Raw genomic sequence first — 16,274 nt, 5'->3', positions numbered from 1 at the left:
CAAGGTGTCGGAAGCTTCAGGTTCAATCTCTGCATATCAACGTTCCTTCACGCTGCTCTCCTTGAATGCCGAGCCCCCTTTTCTGGACGCGTTCCAAGGCGGCAAGTGGTGGTATCGCTCCTGGTAGCCAATCATCAGATCGAGCTCGTCCAGAGCATCCACGCCATCGCCGTTGATGAGGTCGAGGACGCAGTGCTTATCGATCCTAAAGCCTGTCGACAACAATGCAGTCGTCAACATGCCAGCGACAGGGTGGCCCCAGCCACCAGACTTGTCGTTCCACGCATATCCGTTTTCCTGGTAGTGCTGCTGCGCAGCTCGCGCGGCCTTCAACATCGCATTGAATCGGCCCTTGGGTCCACCGCTTGGCTCATGACCACCGATGTAGAGGATTCGCAGCACATCGTCCGATGGCGTAATTGAAGACACCGCAGGATCGAGTCCATCGACTTGATCGAGCCGAAGCACGTAGACGCACCGCGACGATTTGCATTTTTCGACCACTTCATCGGGTTCCAGAGTAGAAAGGCGTACGGACTCCACACGTCCATGCCGGTCAAGCTCCCCCTTTTGGTAACAACGAAAGGCTTTCACAGCCATTGCTCGATGGTTTTCGTTCTTCATGCCTGACTTCCTCAGCTTGATGATCAGGGTGTGCTTCGATCCTGGATGATGAGCTCGCGGAGCCGGAGTGGTGCCAGAACTTCCACCTGCCCGCCAAACCCCAATATCCACCAGCGCAACTGCGAAGTCAGGTTGACCGTGGCGCGAATGCGCACGTGGTCCGGCCCGTCGTCGTCGATGCGCTGGTCGGTGCTCAGCGGGGTCTCGTAGAGGTGTTGCGCAGCCGGGCGCTGCATACGCAGCACCAGCTCGATCGGACCTTCATCGAGAAACCCGAACGCACCCGAGCGCGCATAGGCGCGCAGGTCGAAGTCAGCGGGATGCGTGGCGGTTTCATCGAGCGACTCGGCGGCGCGGATGCGGTGCAGCGCGAGCTGGCGCGGGTCGTCATACGGGACGATGGTCGCCACCAGATAGCCCACTGCGCCGCGGTAGACCAGACCCAGCGGGTTCACGGTGTAGCACAGCGTTTTCTGCTGACTGCGGCTGTCGTAGGTCAGGTGCAGGCGTTGACCGCGATCAAGCGCGACGTGCACGGTCTCCAGCACGGCGCCATCGATGTCCGGCGGCAACAGCGGTGGCGTGGGCTCGACCACGGCCACATGCCGATCCCAGTCGAAGCGGTGGCCATCGCGGCCCACGCCGGCAAGCACTTGCTCGGCCTGGCGGAAATACGGCTGCAAAGCTTCATCGAGATGCGCCGGCAGCAATCGGCCGAGATGACTGCGCGCCAGCCGCAGCACGATCGCCTGCAACGGCGACATGCCCGGCAACGAGAAGCCGGGCGCAGCGTGATCAAAGCTCCAGCCATAGGGCTTGGCGCGCTCGTCGGCTTGCAGCGGAAAGATCGCGGACAGCGCGATCAGGTCGCGCTCGACGGTGCGCTTGGTGGCGTCCTGTCCTTCGGCGCGCAGACGCTGGACGATCTCGCGCGCGCTGACTTTGCGCGGCGCGCGCGGAATCATCTGCAGCACCAGCCACTGCCGATACAGCGTCTGCGTGTGTCCGGCCATGCGACGACCCTGGGCAGCAAGCGCCCGATGCTGCAGCAGCAGCAGCGTCCAGACAAGCATCAGACCACGAAGCCGATGCGCCGCGCGGGCGGGGCCTTGTAGCGACACTCCATCGCCAGCGCCGCGAGCAGATCGGCCAGCGTCGGCGCCGCGGTGGTGAGCTGCAGATGCCGCAACGCCGCGGTCAGGTCGCCGGGCGTGAGGCCGGATAGCTGCGATTGCGCGCGCTGCGCGGCGGCCTCGGCCTGCGCGCTCCAGGGGATGCCGAGCGTCACGGCCGCCTGCCGGATCAGGTGCAGGCGCTGCACGGGCATGAGGGCGGCAAAGCCCACCTTCAGATCGAAGCGGCGCAGCACGGCGGGATCGAGATATTCCAGCCGGTTGGTGGTGCAGATGAACAAGCCATCGAAGGCCTCCATCTGCGTCAGCAGCTCGTTGGTCTGCGTCGTCTCCCAGCGCGCATGCTGGCCATTGCGTTCGCCCAGAAAGCTGTCGGCCTCGTCCAGCAACAGCACATCGCCGTCGCGCCCGGCGTCACGGAACATGGCGGCCAGATTCGCTTCGGTCTGGCCGACATAGGGCGCGAGCAGGTCCGAAGCACGCTTGACCAGAAGCTCCCTGCCGATCTGCTCGGCCAGATGATGCGCCAGCGCCGTCTTGCCGGTGCCGGGCGGACCATGAAACAACAAGCGCCCGGCGGGCTTGGCGCGCAATCGCACCAACAGTTGTTCGACGGGCGCATCGCACTGCAGCGCTTCGGTCGCGAATGGCACCCGCGCGGAGGTGGGCGCGAGCGGGGGCAAGTCCTTGCCCTGTGCCGCGCGCACGTATTGCCGGCGCAACAGGTCGACGGACTGTTGCAGGTTTCCGGGGTCACCTGCATCGCTGTCGGCAAGGGTGCGTCCGATGCGCGCCAGCACGCCCGGGGCCAGTTCGCGCGGCGCCACCGCACGCGCCAGCCAGGCCGGATCGATGGTGGCGCTGGCCGGCAGGTGCTCACGCAGCACCTTCACTTTGTGGCGCCGGTCGGGCGGCGTGACCTCGAGGATCACATCGAAGCGGCGCAGGAAAGCGGTATCGATGCGATCGACGCGATTGGTCAACCACAGCGCCGGCACCGGGTTTTGCTCCAGCGTCTCGTTGAGCAGCGCCTTGCTGGGTTGATCGTCCCGCCTGTCCCAGGCCTGGGGGAACAAATCCTCGGTCTCATCCAGCAACAGCAACGCGGGGCCGGCCACGCGCAGGATGCCTTGCGCGAAGCGGTATTCGAGGAGACGGCTCTCCGGACTCAGCGGATTCTCGTGGCGATGATCGCGTGCCTGGATGGCAAACAGCGGCACGGCCAGCGTCTGCGCGAGCAACCCCGCCAGTTCGGTCTTGCCCGTCCCCGGCACGCCGTGCAACAACACGTTGATCGATGCCGCACGCTTCTGCAGACCGCAGCGCAGGCGCATCAGGATCAGTTCAATCGGTTCCGCCAGATGCGAAAAATCGGCCAGGCGCAACAGGGTCGGCGGCGCGCGGAACACCAAGCGCTCCACGGCCGCGTGCGCCGATGGCATGGGCTGCAGCAGAGCGCCCAACAAGCCCTGCGGAATATGCAGCCGCGCTTCCAGCGGCCCGCCGATGCCAAACTGGCGCGTCAGCAGGCCCGAGCGCGCGAGCGCGCCATCGCGCGCCAGCAGTTGCTCGGCGCGGCCGTTGGGCAAGCCCAAGATGCCATCCAGCCGGGTATTGAAGATCGGATCGAGGCAATCCAGCAGCAACGGCGCGAGTGCTGGGGCCAACGCGGGTTCCAAACGGAACACGATGCGCAGCAACAGCAGGTGCAGCGCATCCCGCTCCAGCCCCAGAGGACGACCGAGTATCTGCAGATTGTCGAGCAGCACGCCGCCATGCGCCGGTCGCGCCGTGAGTTGCGTGGCAAGGTTTGCAGCCGCATCGAGCTGGGCATCGACATCATCTTCGATATCGATACCCAGAAAGCGCCGCAAATTCGATGGCATTTGCGGCCGTGCTGGCTCCTCGTCGCGTTTGTGTTGCGTGCGCGGCAGACCTTCCACGCCCAGCATCAGGCAGGCACGACAGGCCCACAGCTTCGGCAGCGTGCCCCACAGGGCCTCGCCCCACAGCGGTGGCAAGGCCGTGCGCGGGGTTGTGCAAGTCTCGGCGCTGTCGTGCAGGTCGATGCGGGTGGACGTGTCCACGGCGGGCTCCTGATCGGGTCGGAGCCCATAGCCTCCATGGCGTTGCGACAATCCGTGTCGCAGCCACGCGCAGGTGCCGGCGACAGCCCTGATCCGATGTCGCCACTCCGGGTCAAGGCGTCACGGCCGGTGGCCGGCGCGGCGGCTTGCTCAAATCACTTGCGCTGGCCTGCCGCCGCCGCCGAGGCCTTGCAGGTCTCGCCGCAGTCGCCGGCGATCTGCCGCCGGAAGAAATCGGCGATGAGATGAAACACGTGCTTGCGCTGCGCGGGTGTGCTGAGGCCGTGTTTGGCGCCGGGGTAGGTCATCAGGCGGAACTGCGTGCCCTGGTTCTGCAGCGCGCTCATCAGCTCGACCGAGTTCTGCAACAGCACGTTGTCGTCGGCCATGCCATGTACCAGGTACAGCTTGTGGCTGGGCAGACCCTTGAGCCAGGGGAACACGCTGCTCAGGCGGTAGCCTTCGGGGTTCTCCTTGGGTGTACCGAGATAACGCTCGGTGTAGACGGTGTCGTAGAGCCTCCAGTTGGTCACCGGCGCCACGGCCACGCCGCCGGCCAGTTGCGCGGAATCCTGCGCCAGCATCATCACCGTCAGGTAACCGCCGAAGCTCCAGCCGAACACGCCGATGCGCGCCGGGTCCACCCAGGGCTGGCGGCGCAGCCAGTCGATGCCGGTGGTCTGGTCCTGCACCTCGACCTTGCCGAAGCGGTGATACACGGCATCGGCGAAGGCGCGCCCGCGCCGCGCCATGCCGCGGTTGTCCAGGGTGAACACGACGAAGCCGTGCTGCGCCATGTATTCGTTGAACAGGTCCGGCCAGGTGTCGGTGACGCTCTGCGCGTGCGGGCCACCGTAGTAGGTGTCGAACACCGGATAGCGCTTGGCCGGATCGAAATGCAGCGGCTTGTAGATGCGGTAGTACAGCGTTTCGCCATCGGCGGCCTCGAGCGTGCCGAACTCGGGCTGGATGTGGTCTTTCAGGTACGGCCAGTACGGGTGCGCGGCGTCCAGCTGGTTCTGCTCGATCCAGGCCAGACGCTGGCCATCGCTGGCGTGCACGCTGACCTGCGGCGGCTGCTCGGGGCTGTTGAAGGTATCCACGTAGAAGCTGCCGTCCGGCGCGAAGCTGGCCAGGTGCGTGCCGGGGCGGTGGCTGATGCGCAGCGGCGCAGCGGCGGTGCTGCCGTCGAGCCTGAGCGCATAGATCTGCCGGTCGGGCACGAAATCGCGGTTGGAACTCACGTACACCAGCCCCTGCTTCTCGTCCACGCCGAGCACGTTGTCGATGTGCCAGGCGCCGGTGCTGATCGGATGCAGCAGGCGACCATCGTCGGCGTACAGGTACAGCATGTTCCAGCCGCTGCGCTGCGAGGCCCAGATGAACTCGGGTTTGTCCTTGAGAAAACGCAGGTCGCTGTTGACGTCCACCCAGGTTTTCGATGTCTCGGTGACGAGCGTCTGCTGCGCCAGCGTGGCGGCATCCACGCGTACCAGCTCGAGCTTCTTCTGGTCGCGCGCCAGCCACTGGTAGGTCAGCGCCTTGGCGCTGGGCAGCCAGTCCACGCGCGCCAGATACTCGGCTTGCGCGGGCACGTCGATGAAGCGCGGCGCGCCACCCTGCGGGCTGATCAGGCCGAGCTGCCAGATCACGTTGGGATCGCCCGCGTAGGGATAGCGCTGCTTGACCACCTCGGTATGGTCGGCATAGATCTCGAAGCGCTCGGCGACCGGCACCGGCGCATCGTTGTAGCGCTCGAAGGCGATGGCCGAATCGTCCGGCGCCCACCAGTAGCCGGTGTGACGGTCGAGTTCTTCCTGCGCGACGAACTCGGCTTCGCCATCGTGGATGGTGCCGTCGTCGTTGGTCAGCTCGCGCAGCTTGCCATCGCGCAGGTCGTACACCCAGAGGTTCTGGTCGCGGATGAACGACACGTAGCGGCCCTTGGGCGAGATTTTCGGATCCAGGGCGAAACCGGCGCCGATGGGCAGCTGCTCGATGGCCTTGCCGTCCGGCGCATCAAGCCGGTACAGGTACAGCTTGCCGTTGAGCGGAAACAGGATGGCCTTGCCGTCCGGCGCCCAGTGGTAATCGAGGATGCCGCTGTACATGGCGGTGCGCTCGCGCTCGCGGCGCGCGCGCTCGGCGGCATCGAGGTGCTCGCCGTGCGGCTCCAGCGTGGCCGCGGCCACCAGCAGCTTGAGCGCGCCGTCCTTGCGGTCGTACTCCCACAGGTCCATGCGGTACTGGTCCTGCGCGCTACCGCGCAGGAAGGTGACGCGCGAACCGTCCGGCGCGACTTTCAGCCCCATCACCGTGGGGCCGGACAGGGCCGGATTGTCGTAGATGCGGTCGATGCCGAGTTTTTCGGCCATGGCGGGGGCGCTGGCGCCCAGCACTGCGGCGAACAGGAGCGCGGTGGTCAGACGCATGCGGGCGGGTCGGCGAATGGGGATCAGCCTGCGATTAGACCCGCGTGCGCGCCGCGGCGCCAGCCTGGCACCGCCGCCAGCCCGCGTACGCTCATGCCGGGCGCACGCGGATGCTTGCCAGCACCGGCACCCGCTCCTACCCTGCCGCGATTGCGTCCCGGAATCCGTCCCATGCCGAAGTACCCGCTGCGCGCGTTGCTGCTGATCCTGGTGCTGCTCGCGCTGACCGCCTGTTCGCGCCACGCCGAGGAAACCCTGCCCGGCGGATCGACACCGCAGGCCGCCGTGGCCGATGGCTACAAGCTGCTGCGCGACAACGACATCGACGGCTTGTACCGCCACGCCCTGCCGCCGGCCGATTACGCGGCGATGCGCGCGCGCTGGGGCCAAGGCCGCGACCTGAGCCAGTTCTCGCCGGCCGACCGCGCGCAATTCGCCAAGATGATGACCCTGCTCAGCGCCCCCGGCGCGCAGCAATTGCTGTGGGTCGAGATCAAACCCAAGCTGCTGCAGGCGCGCCAGCACTATCAGGCACGCCTGCCGGCGATGCTGGGCATGCTGCGCACGATGGCCGATACCGGCGTGCAACGTTCGACCCAGCTGACGGCAGCGGAGAAAGTGCAGGCGCTCACGGCGCTGGGCGTGCTCAGCGCATGGGCCGAGAAGACCGACTGGCTGAACCCGGACAAGGTCTACCAGGTGCTGGGCGTGCTCACCGGCACGGCGCAGAAGATGAGTTTCCACACACTCAACGAAGCGCTGTCGATGCCCTACCCCGAGGCCATGCGCGACGTCGGCCACCTGTGGAGCGGCGTCAAGCAGGCGCTCGATGTGTACGGCCTGTCCATCAACACCATCCTGGATACCGCGCAGATCAAGGTACTGTCCGACGATGGCAACGTGGCCGTGGTGCGCACCACGTTCGACGTGCTGGGCACGCCGGTCACGCGCGACAACACGTTGATCAAGCAGGATGGCCGCTGGTACGACCGCGACACCCTGCTGCACTGGCGCGCGGTGCTGGCCAAGCCGGCCCCATCCGCCAGCGTGGCCAGGCCAGCCAGCGCCGTGGCTCCGGCCGGCGCCGCCAGCACGCACCGTGCCGCAACGCCCGCGGTGGCCGCCAGTGCTCGCGCGCGCAAGCCCTGATCGGCCCATGAACGCACGCCCCGTCCGCGAGCGTCGCCCACCGTGGGCGCTGAGCCTGCTCGGCGCGCTGCTGCGGCCGTGGCTGAAGATCAAGCGCGATCCGGCCGAGCCGGCGCAGTTGCTCGATCCCGAGCAGCCTGTGCTGTACGTGATCGAGCGTCGCGGCATCTCCGACACGCTGATCCTCGACCAGGCCTGCCAGGAAGCGGGCCTGCCCTCGCCGCTGCGTGCCGGGCGCCGCCTGCCCGCGCGGCGCCGGCGCGCCTTGCTGGCGCTGGACCCGCAGCACGGTCTGTTCGGACCGCGCCGGCGCCACGCCGCGCGCGATGGCCTGCTGGCGCAACTGCGCGCGCTGCAGTCACAGCCCGGGCGCGACGTGCAACTGGTGCCGGTATCGATCTACGTGGGCCGCGCGCCGAACCGCGAAAGCGGCTGGTTCCGCGTGCTGTTCAGCGAAAACTGGGCCGTGGTCGGGCGCTTCCGCCGCCTGCTGGCACTGCTGCTGAACGGCCGCGACAGCATCGTGCATTTCTCGCCGCCGGTGTCCCTGCGCAAACTGCTGATCGAAGCCGATGGCGAAACGCCGCCGCGGCTGGCGCTCAAGCTCAGCCGCGTGCTGCGCGCGCACTTCAGGCGCGTGCGCGCGGCGGTGATCGGCCCCGACCTCTCGCACCGGCGCACCCTGGTCGATGCGCTGCTGGCCAGCGAGCCGGTGCGCACCGCCATCACGCAGAACGCGCTCAAGGAAAAAACCAGCCGCGCCTCGGCGCAGCGGCGCGCGCGCGGCTACGCGATGGAAATCGCCGCGGACTATTCGCACCCGGTGGTGCGCTCGGCCTCGTTCGCGCTTTCGGGCTTCTGGAACAAGCTGTTCGACGGCATCTCCATGCACCACTTCGAGTCATTGCGCGCGATCGCGCCCGGCCACGAAGTGATCTACGTGCCCAGCCACCGCAGCCACGCCGACTATCTGTTGCTCAGCTATCAGCTATACAAGAACGGCCTGGTGCCGCCGCACATCGCCGCCGGCGTCAACCTCAACCTGCCCGTCGTGGGGCCGCTGCTGCGTCGCGGCGGCGCGTTTTTCCTGCGCCGCAGCTTCAAGGCCAACGCGCTGTATTCGAGCGTGTTCGCGGCCTACGTCGATCAGTTGCTGCAGCGCGGCGTGGCCATGGAGTACTTCGTCGAAGGCGGGCGCTCGCGCACCGGACGCCTGCTGCCGCCGCGCGCCGGCATGCTGGCGATCACGCTGCGCGCGTTCCTGCGCACGCCGCGCCGACCGGTGGTGTTCCAGCCGGTGTACATCGGCTACGAAAAGCTGATGGAGGGCGACAGCTACCTCGACGAGCTCAGTGGTCGCCCCAAGCAGAAGGAATCGCTGCTCGGCGTGCTGCGCGGCTTCGGCGTGCTGCGCAGGCGCTACGGCCGCGTCACGCTCAATTTCGGCGAACCGATCTTTCTCGAGCGCATCCTCGAGCAACACGCGCCCGACTGGCGCAGCACGCGCGGCAACGAGGATGAGCGTCCGGGCTGGTTTCCCAAGGCCGTCGACAGCCTCGCCGAGCGCATCAATATCGAGGTCAACCGCGCCGCGCACGTCAACCCGATCAACCTGCTGGCGGTATGCCTGCTGGCCACGCCCAAGCACGCGCTGGCCGAGCAGGATCTGCGCAACCAGCTCGCGCTGTACAAGACCCTGCTCACCGAATTGCCGTATTCGGCGCGCGTCACCATCACCCCGGCCGCGCCGGAGGAAATCGTCGCCTACGGCGAGCGCATGGGCTGGATCCGGCGCATCAAGCATCCGCTGGGCGATGTGCTGGTGACCGAAGGCGACCAGGCGGTGCTGCTCAGTTATTTCCGCAACAACGTGCTGCACCTGTTCGCGCCGGCCGCGTGGGTGGCGGCGTGTTTCCTCAACAACCGGCGCATGGCGCGCGCCTCGGTGCTGCGCATGGGGCGCATGGTGTATCCGTTCATTCGCAGCGAGCTGTTCCTGCCCTGGGATGACAACAGCTTCGGCGAGCGCCTCGGCGCAACCATCGAACTGTTCGTGCGTCACGGACTGCTGCAGACCGTGGGCGATGCGCGCCTGCTCGAACGCGGCGCCGGCCAGGATGACGAGGCCTACCAGCTGCGCGTGCTGGCGCACAGCCTGCTGCAGACCTTCGAGCGCTACTACATCGCCATCGCCACGCTGGTGAAAGCCGGCCCCGGCGCCTTCACCGCCGCCGAGCTGGAGCAAACCTGCGTGCTCACCGCGCAACGCCTGTCGCTGCTGCAACAGCTCACCGCGCCGGAGTTCTTCGACAAGGCCCTGTTCCGCGGCTTCATCCAGCAATTGCGCGAGCAGGGCGCGGTGCGCAGCAACAGCGCGAACAAGCTGGAGTTCGACGCCGAACTCGCCGCCGTGGTGCGCGATGCGCGCCTCATCCTCTCACGTGGCGTGCGCGAGACGGTGCTTAAAATCGTCCCCGGCAGCGAGCCTGCGGCAAGCACCGCAAGCGGCGACTGACACCGCGTCACCAGAGTCCCGGCACGAAGCGCCACGTGCGTGCGCGATACGCCGCGTACTCGGGCCAGCGCGCCAGCAGCAGACGCTCTTCCAAAGCGGCCTTGGCATTGAGCACCAGCAGCAGCGCCAGCACGATCAACACGCGCCACCAACCGCCGGCGCAATCCGCCCAGCCCGCCGCGCCCAGCAGCACCGTGATGTACATCGGGTGGCGCACCCGGCGATAGGGCCCGTCGGTCACCAGATGCCCACGCGCACGCGGCTGCGGCTGCACGTTGAAATTGCCGGGGCGGTTGTGCAGCAGCGTCCACGTGCCCAGCAGCGCCGCCAGCACCAGCAGCACGCTGCCGGCAAGCCGCCACTCCCACTGCCACGGCGGTACCACCAGCAATGCTGCGAGCAGGCCGAACTGGGCCAGCACGTAGAGCCAAGCGAGCGTGGCGGTGCGCAGCGCGGGGATTGTCATGCACGTGAGCGTAGCGCGCCGTGGCCGCATCCGCATGTCACGCTTGCACAACACCCTGCAACTTCACCTGCTGTGCATAGGTCAATAGATTTTGTCCGGCAATGCCATTCATGCCCATGCGGATCGCCCTGCTCGCCAATCGCGATATCGAAAGCGCGCTCGCACTCAACCTGTTGCTGCGCAAGATGCATGCGCAGGTCATGGCCATTTACCTGTCGGATCACGTTGGCGGCGCTCAGCCACGACCTGCCTCGATGCTCGATCCACTCACCTTCATCGAGCAGGACCTCTTCAACATGCTGGCATTTCCGTTGTTGGAGCATCAGGGTTCAAGTCCGCCGCGATGGCTTGGCTTCTCGGCGATCAGCCAGCACTACCGCATTCCCTTGCACCCGGTGCACCGGCTCAAGGATGCCGCCGTTCTCGACAGCCTGCGCGCGACGCACTCCGATATTTTCGTGTCGATCCGCTTCGGCAAGATCCTGCCGGATGAAGTCATCAACATGCCCGCGCACGGCGTGCTCAACCTGCATTCCGGCCTGCTGCCGCAGTATCGCGGCGTGCTCGCCACCCTGCGCGCGCTACTGCATGGCGACCGCGAAATCGGCTGCACCCTGCACCGTATCGACAGCCCCGGCATCGATGTCGGCGGCATCGTCGCCAGCGCGCGCCGCGCGGTGGATCCCACGCATTCGTTGCTGTGGCACATCCTCGCCCTGTACCCGCTTGGCGTCGAACTGATCACGCAAGCGCTCGACTCGCTTGCGCAGCGCCAGACGCTTGCCCTGACACCGCAAAATCCAGCGACCGGCGCGTATTACTCGTTCCCCGACGAGGCCGAACTGCAGCACTTCGCAAGCCTGGGCTGGCGCCTGTTCGATCACGAGGACATCCGGCAATTGCTGCTCGCGTTCGGCGTGGAGCCCTCCTCCAGCACCGCGCACGATCTCGAACACTACTTGCGCTGAAGCGCTGGTGATGGAGGCTGCTTTCAATCCGCGCCCGCTCTTTGCAGAGCGGGCGACGTTTGCATGGTTGGCTTCGAAGCCGCTGGCCTGGCGGATGTAGTGCTGGAAACGCGGACGGTACTTGCCGAGGTCGTGCCAGCGCCCGGCCAGCCGCGCCCAGTCGGTGCCGTAGTGCTGCGCAAAATGGCCGGCGAGCCGACCGACTTGCGCCAGATGCTCGGCCAGATCGTGCGGCGCGCGCCATGTGCCGTCTGGCGCCCGCGCTGCATGCGCAATGGCTCGGTTGATGCTCCCAGTCATACCCGCCCCCTCGGTTGGGCACCTTACGCCATCGGCGAGAATGAGAGCGTAGGTTCCTCGCCGCATGTCGCAAATCCTGCGACGAACGGTGCAGGTTTGCTCATCGTCGCGCGTGGCTTTGCATGTCGCTGCGCAACCAGAAACTGCTGTTCTTTATCCGACCGGACGTGGGCGATGAAGAAACGCTGGCTTTCGATTTTCGTCAGCGTTCCTCAGAATCATGCAGCCAGCACGTTGATGTGGCCCGCCTTGCCGTAGTCCAGAATCTTCTGGTCGCGGGTGACCAGGGTGTAGCCGCTGATGCGCGCTGTGGCGACCAGCAGGCGATCCGCCGGGTCGGCGTGCGGCATACCCGGAAGCACGGTACTTTCGAGCGCGCTTTGCCAGTCGAGAGGGGACAAGCGCAGACCGGGGATGGTGGCCGCATGCTGTACCCAGTCCTTCACCGGCGCAGACAGGGTGATGCGGTTCTTTGCGACCAGCAGACCGATCTCCCACACGCTGACCGCGCTGACGTGCAGACGATTCGTCAGCAGAGCGTCTTCGATCTGGTTGACGACGCTGGGCTTCAATCGCCTGGCAACGCCCTCTGCGTACCAGAGCCAAACGTGGGTATCGAGCAGCAGCGCGCTCATGGTTTCGCGGATGGACTGGTAAGGAGGGGGACGTACAAATCGTCCTCTTCGCCGGTTTCCGCGGCCCAGGGCTCGTGCGGTACATCGATGATGTCGCCGTGGATCGTGACGGTGCCTTTCATGTAGCCGAACAGGCCACGCGGTTGTTCGTCCTCGATGGGTACGACGCGCGCGACCGGTTTGCCGCGTTTGGTGATGACCAGCGGCTCGTGGGTGGCGGCGACTTCGTCGATGAGTTTCAGGCACTTGGCCTTGAATTCGGCGGCGTTGATGTTCATGGCGAACTCGATGTGACCAGTTGAAGTGGTCATGTTATGCCTCGCATCACAGGGCCACAACACGCCGCGAACGAGGCTCTACCAGTGAGGGCCTCGAATAAGCTGCATTTGCTCGTCATTCTCGCGAAGATGGGCATACAGTGACTCGGAGTTTCATCAACCATTACAGGCGCTGGATCCCCGCCTTCGCGGGGATGACCGTGTTTTTTCGAGGTTCTCCAGTCATGTGCGGACTGCGCAATCGGTGATGGCTCGGCGTGCAGATTCCCACTTGCCTGTCGCAAAATCCGCGACAGCACCGCCGTGCTGCGCACTTATCGCTGTGCGTCGTTCACGCCATCGTGGCGCAAGACTTGCCGCAGCAGCGGCCCGGCGAGGCCGCCTTCGACGCGCGCCTGGATGCGGCCGTCGCCGCCGATCAGCACTTGCGTGGGGGTGACGCGCGCACCGCCGAAGGCCGCGGCGACGCGGCCATCGCGGTCCCACACCAGCGGATAGCTGATGCCGGCGCGCGCGGCGATGGCGCGCAGGGCATCGGGATCGCTGTAGCTCATGGCCACGCCGATCAGGGTGAAGCGCCCTGCATCGGCGCGCGCGAGGCGTTCCAGCTCGGGCAGTTCGGCCACGCAAGGCGCGCAGTCAGGCGCCCAGAAATCGATCAGCACGGGGCGGCCGCGCAAGCGCGCGAGATCGATGTTGCCGCCGCCCAGCAGGGGCATCACCAGTGCCGGCGCCAGTGTGCCGGCACGGTGACGCCACGTTGGCGCCAGTGTCCACCACAACGCCACCCCGGCCACGAGGGCCAGGGCGAGCGCGAGAACCGCCTTGCGCCAAGCCATCAACGCGTCAGCGGCAGACTCCAGATATGCCCGTTCACCGACACCAGTTGCAGCGTGTACGGCCCATTGGGCAGGCTGAGGTCAGTCTGGGTCGGACGCAGCTCGACCATGGCCTGCGAGCCCACCGGACCGACCAGCCCGAACTTGCCGGCGTGGATTTTCTGGTAGGCGAAGTCGTTCTTGAACGCCTGCTTGGGCGTGCGCGCCAGCAGCATGCCGTCCCATTCCTCGACGATCTGCCCGCCGTTGCTGATCAGCGAGGCGCGCAATACGTTGGACGGTTCGGCGGGGGTGCCGGCATCGACATACGCGTGGAAGCGCACCGTGCCATTGGCCGCAAGCTGGCCCTGACTGAGCGTCCAGTGGTGCTTGGCCGGGCTGGTGGGGCCGCCGTGGAACGGCGTGACGATCGAGCCGCGGTAGTAGTTGTAGGTGAGCACGATGAAGGCCACCGCGATCCAGAACAACACCAGAGCCAGGCGCTTGAAGGCACGCTCGGACAGCGGCAGCAGGCTGGCGCCGCCGATCCAGTTGAACCAGCCGCTGCCGGCCAGCCTGGGCTTGCGCCTGGCCAGCCAGCTGTCCACCGAGTAGGCGCCACCGCCGGCGAGGAACAGGGTGATGCCAATGGCGAAGTTGGCCGCGGCCATGGTCCATTCGTCGATGCAGGTCGCACCCTGCCAGCCGAACAGCAGCATCAGCACGATCGACAGGCCAATCGTGGCGACCGCGGCGAGACGCGTGAACAGGCCGATGATGAGCATGGCGCCGGCGATCATCTCGACCGCGCTGAACACCACCACGCCGAGGTACAGCAAGGTGAAGTGTTGCAGCAGCCAGGCGACCAGGTGATCGGTGCCGAGCAGCGCGCCAGGCATCGCGGTCTGGAACTTGTAGGCCATCCAGTGGCCGGCGGTGTCCAGCTTGGACGGCGCGTAGATGAAGCGACGCGTGCCGCCGCCCCAGTAGATCCAGCCTTGCACGAAGCGCACGGCGAGCAGGGCGATCGCGGCCATGCGCCAGCCGCGCGTGGCGTCCGGGCTGGCGAGGGTTTGCGTGGTACTCATCGGGTGAACTCCTTCGGGGTTGCCATTGACTTGGGGAAACTTGCGCGCTGCGGTCAGTCGCGCAATCGCGGCGCCAGCGGGGCGCGCGGCGCGGACTCACGGGTGACGGTGCTGCCACCGACCACGCCAACGCCCGCGCCGAGCAGCCGGCCCTGCGCGATGCGGCCGTAGGTTTCATAAGGGCCGTCGTGGAATTTCGTGCGTGTGGCCTCGATCGAGCCCAGGTAACGCGGGTCCTGCGGACGTTCGTGGCCGTCGATGTAATACGCCACATCCCAGGCTTGTTGATCACTGAGGCTGTTGCCGTTGCCCAGCGGCATGTTGGCCTTGATGAAGCCGGCGGCCAGATCCAGGCGCGACATGCCGGCGCCCCAGTTGTACGACTGCGGGCCCCACAGCGGCGGAAACCAGGTTTTGCCGTCCACCAGCAGGCCCTGACCGTCGGCGGCATGGCACAGCGCGCAGTGCGACGCATAGACCTGCTTGCCGCGCGCATAATCCCAGCCCTGCGCCGGCTTGGGCAGCTTGGGATAACCCGCACCGACCAGCTTGGTGCCGGTGGGCGCGCCCTGCGCCATCCAGTAGGAGTACGCCTCGAGCGCCACCAGCTCGGGCGCACCCAGCGGCGGCGCCTTGCCGTTCATGCTGAACTTGAAGCAGCCCTGCAGGCGCTCCTCGAAGGTGTTGACGCGCTGGTTCTTGCTGCGATACGCGGGATAACTGACCCACGCCGCCCACATCGGCGCGCTGTCGGCGAGGCGTCCGGCATCGAGGTGGCAGTTCTGGCAGCTCAGGGTATTGCCCACGTACTGCGGCGCCGTGGTGGCGGTATGACGGAACAGCGCCTCGCCCTTGCGCACCTCGGCGCCGAAGGCGTCGTCCGGGATCGCGCGCAGCGGCGGCGGCGTGAACGCGACTGCGGCGGGCCTGCCCGGCTTGGCGGCGGGTACGGGCGCAGCGCTGCTTTGTGGTGGCGCGGAATGCTCGCACGCCGCCAGCGCGAACACGGCGGCCGCAGCGACGAGACCGCGGGCGTGGATCAGGCTGCGCGCGCTCATGGCTTGGCCTCCGTGGTGCTGGCCGCGACCAGCGTCGGTTGCGCAGCAAAATACAGGCTGACCGCGCCGATGTCCGCCGCGCTGAGGTGTTTGGCGATGGCGCCCATCAGGCCATCCGGCCCGGGCGGTCGCTGGCCCTGCTTCCAGGCCCTGAGCTGGCGCTCGATGTATGCCGCCGGCTGCCCGGCGATCGGCGGGAACGCGGCACTGAGTGCCCCCCCCAGCCCGCGCCCGCCGGGTCCGTGACAGGTGATGCACGCCGGCACCGCATCGCGTCCTTGCAGCGCCAGCTCGGTACCCAGCGGCGGCGGCGGCGTGGCTGGCGGCATGATCGGCGGCGGCACCTGCCGCGAAAAATACGTGGCCAGCGCGTCGATCTGGTCGGACGTCAGCTTGTGCGCGATCGCCTGCATGCTGGGATTGTCGCGTGCCAGCACGTCGAAGTGCTGCAACTGGCGCACGAGATAGGGCTTGGGCAAGCCCGCCAGATGCGGAAACGCGGCCTTGATCTGGCCTTGGCCCTCGACGCCGTGGCAGGTCGCGCACGCGTGCGCGCCCTGCGGACTGCCGTGCAGCACGATTTGCCGCGCCAGCGCCATTTGCGCGGCGACGCTGCCGACCGTGGTCGGTGAGACGACTGGCGCTGCGGATTGCGCCGTGGCCACCCCCACGGCCAACAGCAACAAGCAACTCGCTGATGCGATCGACTTGATGTTCATCCCC

The 16,274-nt window shown here is 66.9% G+C and carries 15 protein-coding genes; 4 read left to right on the top strand and 11 right to left on the bottom strand.

Translation table 11 applies throughout. The annotated features are described in order from the left end of the window. Positions 1 to 36: 36 nt before the first annotated feature. From Mschef_RS17075 to Mschef_RS03620, 4 genes are all read right to left on the bottom strand, one after another. A complete protein-coding gene (locus Mschef_RS17075; protein ID WP_136256267.1) occupies positions 37 to 624 on the bottom strand; it encodes a hypothetical protein in 588 nt (195 codons plus the stop codon). 23 nt (positions 625 to 647) lie between these two features. Further along, positions 648 to 1,697 (bottom strand): helix-turn-helix transcriptional regulator, encoded by a 1,050-nt coding sequence (locus tag Mschef_RS03630; RefSeq protein WP_081126435.1) that lies wholly within the window; start codon positions 1,695 to 1,697, stop codon positions 648 to 650. Further along, entirely contained in the window at positions 1,697 to 3,844 is a 2,148-nt protein-coding gene (locus Mschef_RS03625) for an AAA family ATPase (RefSeq protein ID WP_081126434.1), read from the bottom strand. Before Mschef_RS03625 ends, Mschef_RS03630 begins: the two co-directional genes overlap by 1 nt. Positions 3,845 to 3,999: 155 nt before the next feature. Continuing rightward, positions 4,000 to 6,270, bottom strand: coding sequence for a S9 family peptidase (locus tag Mschef_RS03620; protein WP_168708836.1), 2,271 nt, complete (start codon positions 6,268 to 6,270; stop codon positions 4,000 to 4,002). A gap of 177 nt (positions 6,271 to 6,447) precedes the next feature. Between Mschef_RS03620 and Mschef_RS18025 the strand changes: the two genes are divergently transcribed. Continuing rightward, positions 6,448 to 7,425 (top strand): hypothetical protein, encoded by a 978-nt coding sequence (locus tag Mschef_RS18025; RefSeq protein WP_242426433.1) that lies wholly within the window; start codon positions 6,448 to 6,450, stop codon positions 7,423 to 7,425. A 7-nt stretch (positions 7,426 to 7,432) separates the two neighbouring features. Continuing rightward, positions 7,433 to 9,940, top strand: a complete 2,508-nt coding sequence (gene plsB / locus Mschef_RS03615) for a glycerol-3-phosphate 1-O-acyltransferase PlsB (RefSeq protein ID WP_242426432.1) — start codon at positions 7,433 to 7,435, stop codon at positions 9,938 to 9,940. A gap of 7 nt (positions 9,941 to 9,947) precedes the next feature. On the opposite strand, the gene Mschef_RS03610 is transcribed toward plsB, so the two are convergent. Further along, the gene (locus Mschef_RS03610; RefSeq protein WP_197686713.1) at positions 9,948 to 10,406 is read right to left on the bottom strand and encodes a methyltransferase family protein; all 459 of its coding nucleotides are present in this window, start codon (positions 10,404 to 10,406) and stop codon (positions 9,948 to 9,950) included. 110 nt (positions 10,407 to 10,516) lie between these two features. On the opposite strand from Mschef_RS03610, the gene Mschef_RS03605 reads away from it, so the two are divergent. Next, positions 10,517 to 11,374: a formyltransferase family protein gene (locus Mschef_RS03605; protein WP_197686712.1), complete on the top strand. Its 858-nt coding sequence runs from the start codon at positions 10,517 to 10,519 to the stop codon at positions 11,372 to 11,374. A 63-nt stretch (positions 11,375 to 11,437) separates the two neighbouring features. Then, entirely contained in the window at positions 11,438 to 11,932 is a 495-nt protein-coding gene (locus Mschef_RS17070; RefSeq protein ID WP_136256266.1) for a hypothetical protein, read from the top strand. On the opposite strand, the gene Mschef_RS03600 is transcribed toward Mschef_RS17070, so the two are convergent. The 6 genes from Mschef_RS03600 to Mschef_RS03575 form a co-directional block, all read right to left on the bottom strand. Continuing rightward, complete coding sequence (locus Mschef_RS03600; protein ID WP_081126430.1) at positions 11,893 to 12,309, bottom strand: type II toxin-antitoxin system VapC family toxin; 417 nt, start codon at positions 12,307 to 12,309, stop codon at positions 11,893 to 11,895. The genes Mschef_RS17070 and Mschef_RS03600 overlap by 40 nt on opposite strands. Continuing rightward, positions 12,306 to 12,587 (bottom strand): type II toxin-antitoxin system Phd/YefM family antitoxin, encoded by a 282-nt coding sequence (locus tag Mschef_RS03595; RefSeq protein ID WP_081126817.1) that lies wholly within the window; start codon positions 12,585 to 12,587, stop codon positions 12,306 to 12,308. The genes Mschef_RS03600 and Mschef_RS03595 overlap by 4 nt, the downstream gene beginning before the upstream one ends. A 314-nt stretch (positions 12,588 to 12,901) precedes the next feature. Next, complete coding sequence (locus Mschef_RS03590; protein ID WP_081126429.1) at positions 12,902 to 13,426, bottom strand: TlpA family protein disulfide reductase; 525 nt, start codon at positions 13,424 to 13,426, stop codon at positions 12,902 to 12,904. Then, entirely contained in the window at positions 13,426 to 14,493 is a 1,068-nt protein-coding gene (locus tag Mschef_RS03585) for a TQO small subunit DoxD (protein WP_081126428.1), read from the bottom strand. Before Mschef_RS03585 ends, Mschef_RS03590 begins: the two co-directional genes overlap by 1 nt. A gap of 53 nt (positions 14,494 to 14,546) precedes the next feature. After that, a complete protein-coding gene (locus Mschef_RS03580; RefSeq protein ID WP_081126427.1) occupies positions 14,547 to 15,551 on the bottom strand; it encodes a c-type cytochrome in 1,005 nt (334 codons plus the stop codon). Continuing rightward, positions 15,548 to 16,270, bottom strand: coding sequence for a c-type cytochrome (locus tag Mschef_RS03575; protein ID WP_081126426.1), 723 nt, complete (start codon positions 16,268 to 16,270; stop codon positions 15,548 to 15,550). Before Mschef_RS03575 ends, Mschef_RS03580 begins: the two co-directional genes overlap by 4 nt. Positions 16,271 to 16,274: the final 4 nt, after the last annotated feature.

This window comes from Metallibacterium scheffleri (assembly GCF_002077135.1).
GTDB classification, from domain to species: Bacteria; Pseudomonadota; Gammaproteobacteria; order Xanthomonadales; family Rhodanobacteraceae; genus Metallibacterium; species Metallibacterium scheffleri.
This window is presented reverse-complemented; position numbering and strand designations above follow the sequence as displayed.

Bases quoted from the DNA above. Each gene is read 5' to 3' on its own strand.
- Mschef_RS17075 (WP_136256267.1), bottom strand. From the start codon at position 624: ATGAAGAACGAAAACCATCGAGCAATGGCTGTGAAAGCCTTTCGTTGT.
- Mschef_RS03630 (WP_081126435.1), bottom strand. From the start codon at position 1,697: ATGCTTGTCTGGACGCTGCTGCTGCTGCAGCATCGGGCGCTTGCTGCC.
- Mschef_RS18025 (WP_242426433.1), top strand. From the start codon at position 6,448: ATGCCGAAGTACCCGCTGCGCGCGTTGCTGCTGATCCTGGTGCTGCTC.
- plsB (WP_242426432.1), top strand. From the start codon at position 7,433: ATGAACGCACGCCCCGTCCGCGAGCGTCGCCCACCGTGGGCGCTGAGC.
- Mschef_RS03610 (WP_197686713.1), bottom strand. From the start codon at position 10,406: ATGACAATCCCCGCGCTGCGCACCGCCACGCTCGCTTGGCTCTACGTG.
- Mschef_RS03605 (WP_197686712.1), top strand. From the start codon at position 10,517: ATGCCCATGCGGATCGCCCTGCTCGCCAATCGCGATATCGAAAGCGCG.
- Mschef_RS17070 (WP_136256266.1), top strand. From the start codon at position 11,438: ATGGTTGGCTTCGAAGCCGCTGGCCTGGCGGATGTAGTGCTGGAAACG.
- Mschef_RS03600 (WP_081126430.1), bottom strand. From the start codon at position 12,309: ATGAGCGCGCTGCTGCTCGATACCCACGTTTGGCTCTGGTACGCAGAG.
- Mschef_RS03595 (WP_081126817.1), bottom strand. From the start codon at position 12,587: ATGAACATCAACGCCGCCGAATTCAAGGCCAAGTGCCTGAAACTCATC.
- Mschef_RS03590 (WP_081126429.1), bottom strand. From the start codon at position 13,426: ATGGCTTGGCGCAAGGCGGTTCTCGCGCTCGCCCTGGCCCTCGTGGCC.
- Mschef_RS03585 (WP_081126428.1), bottom strand. From the start codon at position 14,493: ATGAGTACCACGCAAACCCTCGCCAGCCCGGACGCCACGCGCGGCTGG.
- Mschef_RS03580 (WP_081126427.1), bottom strand. From the start codon at position 15,551: ATGAGCGCGCGCAGCCTGATCCACGCCCGCGGTCTCGTCGCTGCGGCC.
- Mschef_RS03575 (WP_081126426.1), bottom strand. From the start codon at position 16,270: ATGAACATCAAGTCGATCGCATCAGCGAGTTGCTTGTTGCTGTTGGCC.